The sequence below is a fragment of the Pseudomonas sp. R3-56 genome (genome assembly GCF_051132075.1).
GTDB lineage: Bacteria > Pseudomonadota > Gammaproteobacteria > Pseudomonadales > Pseudomonadaceae > Aquipseudomonas.
Genome location: NZ_CP071657.1, coordinates 124161 through 138847, shown reverse-complemented (window position 1 = coordinate 138847; position 14687 = coordinate 124161). Strand labels below are relative to the sequence as shown.

At 62.8% G+C, this 14687-nt stretch carries 13 protein-coding genes; 10 read left to right on the top strand and 3 right to left on the bottom strand.

The window, feature by feature from the left end:
• Position 1: 1 nt before the first annotated feature.
• From tssK to tagH, 3 genes are all read right to left on the bottom strand, one after another.
• Complete coding sequence (gene tssK / locus J3P96_RS00650) at positions 2-1336, bottom strand: type VI secretion system baseplate subunit TssK (RefSeq protein WP_434602265.1); 1335 nt, start codon at positions 1334-1336, stop codon at positions 2-4.
• 15 nt (positions 1337-1351) lie between these two features.
• Positions 1352-1858: a type VI secretion system lipoprotein TssJ gene (tssJ, locus tag J3P96_RS00645; protein ID WP_434627070.1), complete on the bottom strand. Its 507-nt coding sequence runs from the start codon at positions 1856-1858 to the stop codon at positions 1352-1354.
• Positions 1859-1926: 68 nt separating this feature from the next.
• The gene (tagH, locus tag J3P96_RS00640) at positions 1927-3369 is read right to left on the bottom strand and encodes a type VI secretion system-associated FHA domain protein TagH (RefSeq protein WP_434654685.1); all 1443 of its coding nucleotides are present in this window, start codon (positions 3367-3369) and stop codon (positions 1927-1929) included.
• Positions 3370-3774: 405 nt separating this feature from the next.
• On the opposite strand from tagH, the gene tssA reads away from it, so the two are divergent.
• From tssA to tssH, 10 genes are all read left to right on the top strand, one after another.
• A complete protein-coding gene (gene tssA / locus J3P96_RS00635; RefSeq protein WP_434654682.1) occupies positions 3775-4800 on the top strand; it encodes a type VI secretion system protein TssA in 1026 nt (341 codons plus the stop codon).
• Positions 4801-4881: 81 nt separating this feature from the next.
• On the top strand, positions 4882-5397 hold the full coding sequence (gene tssB / locus J3P96_RS00630) for a type VI secretion system contractile sheath small subunit (RefSeq protein ID WP_186633609.1): 516 nt from the start codon (positions 4882-4884) through the stop codon (positions 5395-5397).
• 12 nt (positions 5398-5409) lie between these two features.
• A complete protein-coding gene (gene tssC / locus J3P96_RS00625) occupies positions 5410-6906 on the top strand; it encodes a type VI secretion system contractile sheath large subunit (RefSeq protein WP_305497874.1) in 1497 nt (498 codons plus the stop codon).
• Between the two features lie 222 nt (positions 6907-7128).
• Positions 7129-7617 carry an Hcp family type VI secretion system effector gene (locus tag J3P96_RS00620; protein WP_186615146.1) on the top strand — a complete coding sequence of 163 codons (489 nt, stop codon included), beginning with the start codon at positions 7129-7131 and terminating at the stop codon, positions 7615-7617.
• 81 nt (positions 7618-7698) lie between these two features.
• Complete coding sequence (locus tag J3P96_RS00615) at positions 7699-8151, top strand: type VI secretion system amidase effector protein Tae4 (RefSeq protein WP_434654680.1); 453 nt, start codon at positions 7699-7701, stop codon at positions 8149-8151.
• Positions 8151-8576 carry a hypothetical protein gene (locus J3P96_RS00610; protein ID WP_434654678.1) on the top strand — a complete coding sequence of 142 codons (426 nt, stop codon included), beginning with the start codon at positions 8151-8153 and terminating at the stop codon, positions 8574-8576. The genes J3P96_RS00615 and J3P96_RS00610 overlap by 1 nt, the downstream gene beginning before the upstream one ends.
• Positions 8570-9082, top strand: coding sequence for a type VI secretion system baseplate subunit TssE (gene tssE, locus J3P96_RS00605; RefSeq protein WP_305497870.1), 513 nt, complete (start codon positions 8570-8572; stop codon positions 9080-9082). Before J3P96_RS00610 ends, tssE begins: the two co-directional genes overlap by 7 nt.
• Positions 9079-10938, top strand: coding sequence for a type VI secretion system baseplate subunit TssF (gene tssF, locus J3P96_RS00600; RefSeq protein WP_305497869.1), 1860 nt, complete (start codon positions 9079-9081; stop codon positions 10936-10938). The genes tssE and tssF overlap by 4 nt, the downstream gene beginning before the upstream one ends.
• Positions 10902-11954: a type VI secretion system baseplate subunit TssG gene (tssG, locus tag J3P96_RS00595; protein ID WP_434602271.1), complete on the top strand. Its 1053-nt coding sequence runs from the start codon at positions 10902-10904 to the stop codon at positions 11952-11954. The genes tssF and tssG overlap by 37 nt, the downstream gene beginning before the upstream one ends.
• The gene (gene tssH, locus J3P96_RS00590; protein ID WP_434654675.1) at positions 11947-14637 is read left to right on the top strand and encodes a type VI secretion system ATPase TssH; all 2691 of its coding nucleotides are present in this window, start codon (positions 11947-11949) and stop codon (positions 14635-14637) included. The genes tssG and tssH overlap by 8 nt, the downstream gene beginning before the upstream one ends.
• Positions 14638-14687: the final 50 nt, after the last annotated feature.

The following is a 14687-nucleotide window of genomic DNA, read 5'->3' as shown; positions in this document are numbered from 1 at the left end:
TTTATCCTCGGATCGCCCAGAAAGCCAGGTTCAGCCCCGGGAACTGGCCGGCGATGTGGAACGCAAAGCCGCCGGAGTTGCTCAACTGTTGCCAGTGATCGCTGCCCCGGTCCAGCTCGTAATAGGTGGATCCGGCGTGGTACGGAAGTTGCCGTGGCGCCACCGGCAACGGCAGCAGGCCAATGCCCGGCAGTTGCAGGTTGACCAGGTCGCGAATGTGCTCCACCGAGCCGACTTTGCTCTGCTGGCCGAAGCGGCCGCGCAGTGTTTCGGCGGGAACGTCGGCGCGCACCACGAGAATGAAACTGGCGCTGTCGAGCAGGGTCTTGTCGGCCAGCATCGCCACATGGATGCCGTAGGCTTTCTCGACAATCGGAATCGGCGTGGCCTTGCTGTCGATGAGCATCGACAGCGCCTCGCGCAAGGCTTGCATCACCGGCGTGAAACTCAGCACCAGGTCATCGTGCTGGTACTGCGGATATTCCTGCGGGCGGCGGCCGGATGCGGTAAAGGTCGAGAACTCCCCGGCCAGGCTCACCAGCTCGCTGTAGAAACGCTCGGGGTGCAGCGGGCTCAGTTGGCTCAGGTGCTGGATCAGCGGCTGGGCGCGGTTGACCAGTTGCAGCAGCATGAAATCGGCAATCTCCGAGGCCCCACCCGCGCCGGAGGCCACGACCCGCCCGGCCAGGGCTTCGCCGCGCTGGTGCAGCAGGCCCAGCAGCTCACTGCGAAACGCTGCCAGTGACTTCGAAGCCGCTACGTCCAGCAGCGGCGGGATGTAATTTTCATCCAGCACCAGGGCGCGGTCGGCGCGTTTTTCCTTGATGCGCACCACGCCAATCGCGGCATAGTCGCCAATGCCATCCTGGGCGGTCAACAAACGCAGCGCCCGGGAACCCACGGCCACCGGTGCGCGGTTTTCGAACGGCGCATTGTCATCACGCACTTCGCAGACCTGGCTCACGTAGCGCGCGGCGCCCAAGGGTTCACCTTCGTCCACGGTGTCGCGGGCGCCGGCGCGCTTGAGCGGCAGGGCCAGGTACACCAGGCCGTCACGCAGGTTGTCGTCAATGTTCAGCGGCGTCGGCGCAACGTCGTCCTGAGGAATATTGAACGGCGTGCCGTCGGGCAGCAGGCCCTTGGCCGAGATGATCGCCAGCTTGCCCTGGGCCAGCAGGCCCTGATCGATCAGCAATTCGGAAAAACCCCAGGCGCCAGCCGACAGTGGACGGCTGCGGGAGTCGATAAGGTTTTCCAGGTAACGGTCATGCTGCTGGAAGTGCTGCGTTCCAATGAACATGCCTTCCGACCAGACCACGCGATTGTTCCAGGACATGGGGGCTCCGATTGCTTATTGGGCAGGGCTGGATGGGGGGACGACGACGGCGCTGCGCACGGCACGCACATCGAGGCTGATCTGGTATTCGGTGTATTGGCGCGCCGGGACATTCATCACCGTGCGCCACAGCGACTGGTCCAGCTCGCGATAGCCCACCAGGATTCCGATGTGCCGGGTGGCCGGGTCGAGATCGCGTTGCAGGCTCAGTTGCTGGTCCGGCTGGATCAGCACTTCGTCCTGGTCGATCAGGTCAGCCCCCAATGTCGCCTGCGCCCGTTCGGCCAGGGCGAAATAGTCGGCGCGGGCAAAAGTGGCGGCGTTCTTCAACTCGAAAATGCGCACCCGTACCGGCGCCGGCTGGCCGCTGGCGCCGGGGTTGAGCCCGGCGATGGCGTGGAAGTGCAACTCGACGGCGGCGGTGTCGGCTTCAGCCTCTTCGGGCTGGGGAGCGGCCGCATCCTTGGCGCACGCCGTCAGCAGAAGTGCTGTGGCGACTGCGAGTAAAAACCTGGGAATCATCCTGCGTCCTCAATGACGTTTGAGCTATCCGTTGTGTGCTTGAAAAGTGTTGTCTGGCCCGGTGCCGCTCAACGACGTCGCTGTCGCGTGCTGTGCTCTTCGTAGGCGCGGCTGAATTCCCGACCGAACAGGTCCTGGAAGTCTTCCTGGGCCTCCCGGGAAATGTTGCTGTAGAGCTCGGTGAATTGCTGCCAGTACTGGGCCTGGCGCGACCCGCTGAAAATCCCCGACAACCCGCCGGGCTTGCCCATGCGCTCTTCCAGCTGGGCCGGCTCGAAACGCGCCAGCAGATGCTTGATGGCCGCTTCCACACCGGCCATCACCGCCAGTTGATGGGCGCGCAAATCGTCAAAGCTGTCGCGCACCGCCATGTCCGGCGCCATGAAGGCCTGGTTGCCGTGGCGCAACAGCAACAGCAGGGCTTCGTCGACGTTCGGGGCAAATTTGAGCGGGTTGTTTTCCACCGGCTGGATCATTGTCTGCTGGATGCGGAATTCACCCTTGAGGCTGCTGCGGGCGCGCAGCACATCGATCAGGCCCTCGACCATCAATCGATAGCTGCGCCCGATGCTTTCCATCTGCGCCTCAGCCTGGGCTTTGTCCAGGCGCAACTGATCCAGCCCGGCGCCGCGCAGGAACGCTTGCAGCAGGTCAGGGCCAGAGGTGTCGGTTGGGGTAGCCGTCGGCTCGACGCGGCTGACCGGCGCTTCGCGCGGTGGCGCGGGCTCGATCGGCGCAACGACTTGCGGGATCGGCGGCGCGGGAACGGGCTCGATCACCGGCAATGGCGGCACGGAAACCGGCTCCGGCAGCGGCGCGACGGGAATCGGCGCAACCGGCGCAGGCGTGTCGCTGAACAGGTCCCAATCATCCGGGATAACCGGAGCAGGCGTCATCGGCAGCGGTTGGACCACTGGCAGCGGACTCGGGCGCGGAATCGGCGTGGGCGGGCGGAAATCATGTTGCTCGGCCGGAACGTGATCGGGCTGGGTGGCTGGGGGGACGCTGCTCGGAGCAAGGAAGTCGAACAGGTCCGGCAGCGTGTCCATGGACGACACACCCTGGAAATGCGCAGGCGTGGCCACGGGTATCGGCGCCGGCGTATTCGCGGCGGCACCCTGGCGCCCCATCAAGGCTTCGAAGCTGCTGGGCGCTTCGGCGAACGGATTGCTGTCGGTGACCGGCAGGCTGAAATCCACGCGCGCCTGGATCTCGTAATCACCGATGCGAATGACTTCGCCATCCTGCAGCGGCTCGCTGTTGCCTTTGCGCAGGCGAATGCCGGCCTTGACCAACTCCACGCCATTGGTGCTGTTATCGGTCAGATAATAGCGCCCGTCCTTGTATTGGATAACGCAATGTTGCCCAGAAACCAGGCGCTCCGGGTCGGGCAATACCCAGTCATTATCGGAATTACGGCCAATTGCCATCGCCCCTTGGTTCAGGGTCTTTTCAGAACACTGTCCAGGGGTAATCTTGTGATAACTAGTGATAGTCAAACACAGCGGCATCTTGCCTCCTTGCTGATTACTTCTTTTTGCCGACGGAACAATGGACCTGAGCCCCCCGGCTGCGCGCTAAAAACCTTGCAAACAACCCGGAACGGCGTTTTGCCAGCATGATTGCTGATCTTAACCGGCCTGCGTGACAAAAAAACCTGCATCGGTGCCTGCTTCGACCTACCAGTCGCGCGGGTTGTTAAGCACCTCACAACTGTCACATCGGCGAAATAGCTTACCTTGACAAGGGATAAGTACTACACCAAAAATGCACAACTTCTTGAATATACATGATGGCACTTTAAGATCATCTCGCACTTATAGCGCCATTACGGTCAAGGAACATGTGAAGTTTCATCCGAAACTTTCATGTGCACTGCCCGACTTCTTCAGCGGGTGATAGGGAGATCGATCCAAGTGGATGTGCCTTTGCTGCTCGCCGCCGTTTCCGCGAATTCGCCTTGCGGTGAAGACCTGGAATATGACGCGGATTTCTTGCGCCTGGAACGCGATTCCCGAGGCCAGCCCGAGCGCAGCATGGGCGACTCGATTCTGCCTGCAGAACCCCCTGAATGGCGCAGCATCCAGCAGCAAAGCCTGGACCTGCTCGCGCGCAGCAAAGACCTGCGCATCACCCATTTCCTGCTGCAAAGCTCCCTGGCCCTGGAAGGCATTCCCGGCCTGGCCCGTGTATTGACGCTGATCAACGAGCTGCTCAAGCAATACTGGGCCGACCTGCACCCGCGCCTGGATGCCGATGATGACAACGACCCCACCGTGCGCATCAATGCCCTTGCCGGCCTGACGTCGGACGTCACCATCCGCCTGCTGCGCGAAAGCATCCTGGCTCGCTCGCGCACGTTCGGCAACGTCAGCCTGCGCGCCGCCGCCAACGCCAGCGGCTTGCAAAGTTTCCCCGATGAAAGCCTCGGCGCCGAACAACTCGCCGGCGCCCTGCTCGACAGCGATCCCGAGCAGCTGGAAGTCATTCGTGCCGCCCTGCTGGAAGCCCGCAGCGCCGCCGAATCCATCGAACAGCAAGTCAGCGACCAGGTCGGTTCCGCCCAGGGCGTGGACCTCGGCCCGCTGAAACAACCGCTGAAGATGGCCCTGCAGATTCTCGGTCAGTTCGCCCCGCAGAGCGGCGACAGTGCCCTTGTCGATCCCGTCGAAACCGACAACGCCGCGCCGGTTGAATACGCCAGCGCACCCAGCACGCCGCGCAGTACCGTCGCCGGAGAAATCAACAACCGCGACGATGTCCTGCGCAGCCTGGACCGGATCCTGGCGTACTACACCCGTCATGAGCCCTCCAGCCCGCTGCCGGTGCTGTTGAACCGGGCGAAGAATCTGGTGCACGCCGATTTCGCGGCGATCGTACGCAACCTGATTCCCGACGGCATGAGTCAATTTGAAAACCTGCGCGGCCCGGAAAGCGAATAAAAAGCGAGCGGATCACGCAGTCACGTCATAGGTACCCCCGATGACGCCAACACCGTCGCTCAAGCGACCAGGAGCAGCAACGTGGCGAAGCAAAGTTCTCAGAAATTCATCGCGCGCAACCGCGCGCCTCGAGTGCAGATCGAGTACGACGTCGAGCTCTACGGCGCCGAGAAAAAGGTCCAGTTGCCCTTCGTCATGGGGGTAATGGCGGACCTGGCCGGCAAGCCCGCGGAGCCTCTGGCGCCGGTGGCCGATCGCAAGTTCCTCGAGATCGACGTCGACAACTTCGACTCGCGTCTCAAGGCCATGCAGCCTCGCGTGGCGTTCCATGTGCCTAACGAACTGACCGGCGAAGGCAACCTGAGCCTGGACCTGACATTCGAAAGCATGGACGACTTCAGCCCTGCGGCCGTGGCCCGCAAGATCGATTCGCTGAACAAGCTGCTCGAAGCGCGCACTCAACTGGCCAACCTGCTGACCTACATGGACGGCAAGACCGGCGCCGAGGAAATCATCATGAAGGCGATCAAGGACCCAGCGCTGCTGCAGGCCCTTGCCAGCGCGCCAAAGCCCGCCGATGCAGAGCCCAAGGCTTAAGGACAAACGATCATGAACGATTTGGTACGCGACAATCAGCCCCAGAACCTGGGCGCCACCGAAGAAACCAGCGAGTTCGCCTCGCTGCTGCTGCAAGAGTTCAAGCCCAAGACCGAACGCGCCCGCGAAGCCGTCGAGACCGCCGTGCGCACGCTGGCCGAACAGGCCCTGGCGCAGACCGACCTGGTGTCCAACGACGCCATCAAGTCGATCGAGTCGATCATCGCCGCGATCGACGCCAAGCTCACCGCCCAGGTCAATCAGGTCATCCACCACCCGGACTTCCAGCAACTGGAAAGCGCCTGGCGTGGCCTGCATTACCTGGTCAACAACACCGAGACCGATGAGCAGCTCAAGATCCGCGTGCTCAACATCTCCAAGACCGACCTGCACAAGACCCTGAAGAAATTCAAGGGCACCGCGTGGGACCAGAGCCCGCTCTTCAAGAAGATGTATGAAGAAGAATACGGCCAGTTCGGCGGCGAGCCTTACGGCTGCCTGGTCGGCGACTACTACTTCGACCAGTCGCCACCGGACGTGGAACTGCTGGGCGAGCTGTCGAAAGTCTGCGCCGCCATGCACGCGCCATTCATTGCCGCCGCCTCGCCGACGGTAATGGGCATGGGCTCGTGGCAGGAACTGTCGAACCCGCGCGACCTGACCAAGATCTTCACCACTCCGGAATACGCCGGCTGGCGTTCGCTGCGTGAATCGGAAGACTCGCGCTACATCGGCCTGACCATGCCGCGCTTCCTGGCGCGCCTGCCGTATGGCGCCAAGACCGATCCGGTGGAAGCCTTCGCCTTCGAAGAAAGCACCGACGGCGCCGATAGCTCCAAGTACACCTGGGCCAACGCCGCCTATGCGATGGCCGTGAACATCAACCGCTCGTTCAAACATTTCGGCTGGTGCTCGCGCATCCGCGGCGTGGAATCGGGCGGTGAAGTGGAAAACCTGCCGGCTCATACGTTCCCTACCGATGACGGTGGCGTGGACATGAAGTGCCCGACCGAAATCGCCATTTCGGACCGCCGTGAAGCGGAACTGGCGAAGAACGGTTTCATGCCGCTGCTGCACAAGAAAAACACCGACTTTGCCGCCTTCATCGGCGCCCAGTCGTTGCAGAAACCGGCCGAATACGACGACCCGGACGCCACCGCCAACGCCAACCTGGCCGCGCGCCTGCCGTACCTGTTCGCCACCTGCCGTTTCGCCCATTACCTGAAGTGCATCGTGCGCGACAAGATCGGCTCCTTCAAAGAGAAGGACGAGATGCAGCGCTGGTTGCAGGACTGGATCCTCAACTACGTCGATGGCGATCCGGCGCACTCCACCGAGACCACCAAGGCCCAGCATCCACTGGCTGCCGCCGAAGTGATCGTCGAAGAAGTCGAAGGCAACCCGGGGTACTACAACTCCAAGTTCTACCTGCGCCCGCACTATCAGCTCGAAGGGCTGACCGTGTCGTTGCGCCTGGTATCGAAACTGCCGTCGGCCAAGGGCGCGTAAGGATTTACTGAACAGTACAGGGCAAATGTGGGAGCGAGCTTGCTCGCGATGGCGGTGGATCAGTTGTCATGTCTGCATCTGACACTCCGCTATCGCGAGCAAGCTCGCTCCCACAAGGGATCTTCCGTGGGTTGGAGATCGCCTTCGTAGCGTTCAATAGCAGTAATTTCGCAAGGTCAGCGTCAACCAAACAATGTGGTAAAGACCACACAGGGAGAAAACATGGCTGTTGATATTTTCATCAAGATCGGCGACATCAAGGGCGAGTCCATGGACAAGGTCCACAAGGATGAGATCGACGTCCTGAACTGGAGCTGGGGCATGTCCCAGACCGGTAACATGCACGTCGGCAGTGGCGGTGGCGCGGGCAAGGTGAGCATCCAGGACCTGTCGCTGACCAAGTACGTCGACAAGGCTTCGCCGAACCTGATGATGCACTGCGCCAGCGGCAAGCACGTCGACAAGGTCAAGCTGACCGTGCGCAAGGCCGGCGGCGAAAGCCAGGTCGAGTACATGATCATCAACCTGGAAGAAGTGCTGATCACGTCCCTGAGCACCGGCGGCTCGGGCGGCGATGATCGCCTGACCGAAAACGTCACCCTGAACTTCGCCAAGGTGCTGGTGGACTACCAGCCACAGAAAGCCGACGGCACCAAGGAAGGCGGTCCGGTCAAGTTCGGCTGGAACATCCGTCAGAACGTCAAGGTGTAATCGAACACGCCCCCGGCGCCACGCGCCGGGGGTGTTTGGTGCTTGCTCGCAACCCATCCTTTCCCTTCCGGTGTCTGAGTCATGGCCAAGCCTGCGTTTATCAATTTGTGGAAAGCCTATTCCGATTTGCTGGCCACCCATCCCGACGCGAAACCTTGCGACGGCCCTTGGGCAAACCAGTGCGCGATTCGCATGAGCCTGACGCTCAATGCGGAGAAGACCATCAAGGTCAACAAATCCACCTACACCGAACCCAAGTGTGCCCATGAACACGCCAGGGGCGCCGAATCGCTGGCGAACTGGTTGTGGAAGCACCATTTGGGACGTCCGACCATCCTCAGCAATAGCGCCGCCGACCGGCAGAAATTGATGGGCAAGACCGGGTTGATTTTCTTCAAGGATTGTTTCCAACAGTCAGGAGAGACCCCGGAAGGTCGTAGCGGCGACCATATCGATCTATGGAACCGTGGCCTGACCCAAACCAGCGACCTGTTCTACCGCTCCAAGAAAGTCTGGTTCTGGGAGCTCATTTAATGAACAAGCCTCTGCTCGCCCTATGCCTGGCGACAAGCCTGATCAGCCTGAGCGCATGCGCCGAGCATGCCGATACGCTGACCACGCAAGCCGATTTTGTTGGTCAGCAGCTCAAGCTAGTCGACGAGCAAGGCCAGTGCACACTGGTAAAACCTGACCAGAGTCGCATGAAACTGGACATGGAATGGCCTTGCGGCTTTAGTCTGGATAAACAACAGAAACTGCGCGTGGAAATGTTCAACGACATCCCTATATTCGCGGTTTGGCGCAGCGAACACATGCCAGCCCCCAGCCGCGACTGCCTGAGCAAAATGCAGGCTATTCGTCAGACAGCAAAAGGTTTTGAGGCGGGAATGGTCAGCCTTTATGCGTCTTGCGGCTCCGGCGGAGACCAAAAAATGTATGTGGCACCCTTTACGTGGTAACCGAAATCGCCACCCGCGATCGTCTGCAACCGTCCCTGCTGGACCGGCTGACCGACGACGATCCGAGCAACCCGAAGGAAAGCGCCGACAAGCGCGTGCTGTCCCTTACCCAATTAAAAGCCTCGGTGCTGCGTGACCTGGCGTGGCTGCTCAACACCACGTCGTTGCTCGACGCCGATGCAACGCTGCACACCCCGGCGGGCACCTCGGTGGTGAATTTCGGGCTGCCGGCGCTGGCCGGCAACAGTGCCTCGAACATCGATGTGCCCGCGCTGGAAACCTTGATCCACCAGGCCATCGCCACCTTCGAGCCGCGTATCTTGCGCCACACCCTGCGCGTGCGCGCCCGGGCAACCGCCGAGATGAACCATAACGCCCTGAGCTTTGAGATCGAAGGCGATCTCTGGGCGCAGCCGGTGCCGCTGCGCCTGATGCTGCAAACCGACCTGGATCTGGAGACCGGCCACGTGCGCGTAGTCAACGCCGACCAGCGGAGACGCCCATGAACCCGCGCCTGCTGGAGCTGTACAACCAGGAGCTGCACCACGTGCGCGAAAGCGCGGCGGAGTTCGCCCAGGAATACCCGAAGATTGCCAGCCGGTTGTCACTGGCCGGCATGGACTGCGCCGACCCGTACGTCGAGCGCCTGCTGGAAGGCTTCGCTTATCTGACCGCACGGGTGCAGCTCAAGCTCGACGCCGAATACCCGACGTTCACCCACAACCTGTTGGAAATCGCCTATCCGCATTACCTGGCACCGACGCCGTCGATGACCGTGGTGCAGATGCAGGCCGACCCGGACGAAGGTTCACTGAGCAGCGGTTTCCCGCTGCCCCGTGACACCGTCCTGCGCGCCGCCCTGGGTCGCGAATCCCAGACCTGCTGCGAGTACCGTACCGCCCACGCGGTGACGTTGTGGCCGTTGCAGGTCAGCCAGGCCGAGTACTTCGGCAACCCGTCCGCCGTGCTCGGGCGCCTGGCCGCCAGCGAACCGAAAGCCAAGGCCGGCCTGCGCCTGACCCTGCGCACCGGCGCCGAACTACCGTTCAACAGCCTGGCCCTGGATAACCTGCCGCTGTACTTGAGCGGCGCCGACGAACAGCCCTTCCGCCTCTACGAACAACTGCTGGGCAATGCCTGCGCGGTGTTCGCCCGCCAGCCCGGCGGCAACTGGGTCGAACGGTTGCCGCAGGATGCGTTGCGCGCGCAAGGCTTCGATGACGCCGAGGCCGCGCTGCCGGTGGTGTCGCGGGCGTTCCAGGGTTATCGCCTGTTGCAGGAATATTTCGCCCTGCCGCACCGCTTCCTGTTCGTCGATTTCACCCAGCTCGGCCGCGCGGTCAAGCGCTGCGATGGCCAGGAGCTTGAGCTGATCGTGCTGTTCGACCGCCACGATCCGAGCCTGGAAGGCAGCGTCGGCGCTGCGCAGTTCCTGCCGTTCTGCACCCCGGCGATCAACCTGTTCCCCAAGCGCCTGGACCGCATCCACTTGTCGGACCGGGTCAACGAACATCATGTGATTGCCGACCGCACCCGGCCGATGGATTTCGAAGTGCATTCGCTGACCGGGCTGGCCGGCCACGGCACCGGCCCGGAGCAGCCGTTCCTGCCCTTCTACGCCGTGCGCGATCCGTCCCGCTATGGCCGCGACAAGGCCTATTACACGGTGCGCCGCGAACCGCGCGTGCTGTCCAGCGATCAACGCCGCAACGGCCCGCGCTCGACCTATATCGGCAGCGAGACCTTCGTCAGCCTGGTGGACAGCCAGCAAACGCCTTATCGCCACGACCTGCGTCAATTGGGCGTAACCGCGCTGTGCACCAACCGCGACCTGCCGCTGTTCATGAGCGTGGGCAACGGCAAGACCGACTTCACCCTGGCCGACAGCGCGCCGGTTGGCGCGGTGCGCTGCGTCGCCGGGCCGAGTCGCCCGAGGGCCAGCCATGCCCACGACGCCAAGGCCTGGCGGCTGATCAGCCAGCTGTCGCTGAACTACCTGTCCTTGAGCGAACAAGGCCAGGGCGCGGCCGCCCTGCGCGAACTGCTGCGCCTGTATGGCGACAGCAACGATGCGGCGCTGCAATTGCAGATCGAAGGCCTGCGCGAAGTCAGCAGCAAGGCCTGCACCAGGCGCCTGCCGATGCCCGGCCCGATCGTATTTGGTCGCGGCCTGGAGATCACCCTGGAATTCGATGAAAACGCGTTTCGCGGCACCGGGGTGTTCCTGCTCGGCGCGGTGTTCGAACGCTTCCTGGCACGCTACGTGTCGATCAACAGTTTTACCGAGACGGTGATCCGTACCACCGAACGCGGCGAGATCATGCGATGGAAAGCCAAGCCCGGACGTCGTCCGACCCTGTGAGTACCCTGGAAGCGATGCACCAGGAACCCTGGGAATACGACTTCTTCCAGGCGTTGCGGCGCATCGAGTGCGAATCCCCCGAACTGCCGCGCCTGGGCCATTCCCTGCGCCTGGCCGATGATCCGCTGCGCCTCGGACAACAGGCCGAATGCACCTTCGCCCCGGCGACCCTGGCCTCGGTGCAACCGGGCGTCGACGGTGCGCCGGCGCGTCTGGAGCAGTTCTTCTTCGGCCTCGGCGGCCCCAATGGCCCGATGCCGCTGCACATCACCGAATACGTGCGCGAACGCCAGCGCAACAATGGCGACAGCACCAGCAAACGCTTTCTCGACGTCTTCCATCATCGCCTGCTCAGCCTGTTCTACCGGGCCTGGGCCGAAGCACGGCCGACGGTCAGCCACGATCGCCCGGACGATGATTACTGGTCGGCGCGCCTGGCGGCACTCAGCGGCCGGGGCATGCCGAGCCTGCTCAACCAGGGGCTGATTCCCGATACGGCGAAGCTGCACTACAGCGGTCACCTGTCGGCGCAAACGCGCTACCCGGACGGTTTGAAAGCGATCCTCAGCGAGTACTTCGGCCTGCCGGTGGAAATCGAAGAATACGTCGGCCAATGGCTGGAACTGCCGGAGCGCAGCCGCGTTGGTGTCAGCGCCCATCAACTGGGCGTGGACTTCTGCCTGGGCCGCTACGTTTGGGATCGCCAGCATAAATTCCGCATTCGCCTGGGGCCGCTCAAGCTCGTCGACTACATGGGCATGCTGCCCGGCAGCCAACCGTTCAATGAGCTGGTGGCCTGGGTCGCCGAATACCTGGGGCACGAACTGGACTGGGACCTGAACCTGGTCCTGGAGCAGCCCGAAGTGCCCGCACTACAACTCAATGGCCGTTTCCGCCTGGGTTTCAACACCTGGCTGGGGCGCCCCGAAAAAGATGCCAACGATCTAATACTGGCCCGGCATTACGCCGAACAGGCCAACACCTCACAGACCTCAAGGAGCCATGAGCATGGGTGAAATCAGTCGCGCCGCGTTGTTCGGCAAACTCAACAGCGTGGCCTACAAAGCCATCGAAGCCGCCACCGTGTTCTGCAAGTTGCGCGGTAACCCTTATGTGGAACTGGCCCACTGGTTTCATCAATTGCTGCAACTGCAGGACTCGGACCTGCACCGCATCATCCGCCAGTTCAACATCGAGCCGGCGCGCCTGGCCCGCGACCTGACCGAGGCGCTGGATCGCCTGCCACGGGGATCGACCTCCATCACCGACCTGTCTTCCCACGTGGAAGAAGCCGTGGAACGCGGCTGGGTCTACGGCAGCCTGATGTTCGGTGAAAGCCAGGTGCGCACCGGTTACCTGGTGCTGGGCATCCTCAAGACCCCGAGCCTGCGTCATGCGCTGCTGGGCCTGTCGTCTGAGTTCGACAAGGTCAAGGTCGAAGCCCTGAGCGAACGGTTTGACGAATACGTCGGCGACTCGCCGGAAAACGCCCTGACCGCCAGCGACGGCTTCAACGCCGGCGCCGTGCCCGGCGAAGCCAGCGGCGCGATGGCCCCCAGCGCCATGGGCAAGCAGGAAGCGCTCAAGCGCTTCACCGTCGACCTCACCGAGCAGGCCCGCAGCGGCAAGCTCGACCCGATCGTCGGCCGTGACGAGGAGATCCGCCAACTGGTGGATATTCTCATGCGCCGTCGGCAGAACAACCCGATCCTCACCGGTGAAGCTGGCGTCGGCAAGACCGCGGTGGTCGAAGGTTTTGCCCTGCGCATCGTCGCCGGTGACGTGCCGCCTTCGCTCAAGGACGTGGAGCTGCGCAGCCTCGACGTTGGCCTGTTGCAGGCCGGCGCGAGCATGAAAGGTGAATTCGAACAGCGCCTGCGTCAGGTCATCGAAGACGTCCAGGCCTCGCCGAAACCGATCATCCTGTTCATCGACGAAGCCCATACCCTGGTGGGTGCCGGTGGCGCCGCCGGCACGGGCGACGCAGCCAACCTGCTGAAACCAGCGCTGGCGCGCGGCACCTTGCGCACCGTCGCCGCCACGACCTGGGCCGAGTACAAGAAGCACATCGAAAAGGACCCGGCGCTGACCCGGCGTTTCCAAGTGGTGCAAGTCGCTGAGCCGTCGGAAGACAAAGCTCTGCTGATGATGCGCGGCGTGGCCTCGACCATGGAAAAACACCATCAGGTGCAAATCCTCGACGAGGCCCTGGAGGCCTCGGTCAAGCTGTCCCACCGTTACATTCCCGCGCGCCAGTTGCCGGACAAGTCCGTGAGCCTGCTGGACACCGCTTGCGCCCGCGTCGCCATCAGCCTGCATGCCGTGCCGGCCGAAGTGGACGACAGCCGCCGGCGCATCGAAGCGCTGGAAACCGAGCTGCAGATCATCGCCCGTGAACATGCGATCGGCATCGCCATCGGCACCCGCCAGACCCAGACCGAAAGCCTGCTCGCCGCCGAGCGCGAGCGCCTGGCCGAACTGGAAAGCCGTTGGGCCGAAGAGAAAACCCTGGTCGACGAATTGCTGGAAACCCGCGCTACCCTGCGCGAGCGCGTCGGCGTGGTGGACAGCGAGAGCGGCAGCGAAGCTTCCGACAACGACAGCCATGCCCTGCGCGAGAAACTGGTGGACCTACAGCAACGCCTGACCGCCCTGCAAGGCGAGACCCCGCTGATCCTGCCTACCGTGGATTACCAGGCCGTGGCCTCGGTGGTCGCTGACTGGACCGGAATCCCGGTGGGCCGCATGGCCCGCAACGAACTGGAGACCGTGCTCAACCTCGACCAGCACCTGAAAAAACGCATCATCGGCCAGGACCATGCCTTGCAGATGATCGCCAAGCGCATCCAGACCTCGCGCGCCGGCCTCGACAATCCGAGCAAGCCGATCGGCGTGTTCATGCTCGCCGGCACCTCCGGCGTGGGCAAGACCGAAACCGCCCTGGCCCTGGCCGAAGCCATGTACGGCGGCGAACAGAACGTCATCACCATCAACATGAGCGAGTTCCAGGAAGCCCACACCGTGTCCACCCTCAAGGGTGCGCCACCGGGCTACATCGGTTATGGCGAAGGCGGCGTGCTGACCGAAGCCGTGCGGCGCAAACCGTACAGTGTGGTGCTGCTGGACGAGGTGGAGAAAGCCCACCCGGACGTGCACGAGATTTTCTTCCAGGTGTTCGACAAAGGCGTGATGGAGGACGGCGAAGGCCGGGTGATCGACTTCAAGAACACCTTGATCCTGCTGACCACCAACGCCGGTACCGAGCTGATCGCCCAGGTCTGCAAGGACCCGCAGAACGTGCCCGAGCCGGAAGAAATCGCCAAGGCCCTGCGCCAGCCGCTGCTGGAAATCTTCCCGCCGGCGCTGCTCGGCCGCCTGGTGACGATCCCCTACTATCCGCTCAGCGACGAGATGCTCAAGGCCATCACCCGCCTGCAACTCAACCGCATCAAGAAGCGCGTGGAGAGCACCCACAAAGTGGCCTTCGATTACGACGACGCGGTGATCGACCTGATCGTCTCGCGCTGCACCGAAACCGAAAGCGGCGGGCGCATGATCGACACCATCCTGACCAACAGCCTGCTGCCGGACATGAGCCGCGAGTTCCTGACTCGCATGCTCGAAGGCAAGGCCATGGCCGGCGTGCGGATCAGCGCCGTGGATAACGAACTGAAGTACGATTTCAGCGACGCGGCCTGACTTCAGGAAACACCGCACAACCCCTGTGGGAGCGAGCTTGCTCGCGATAG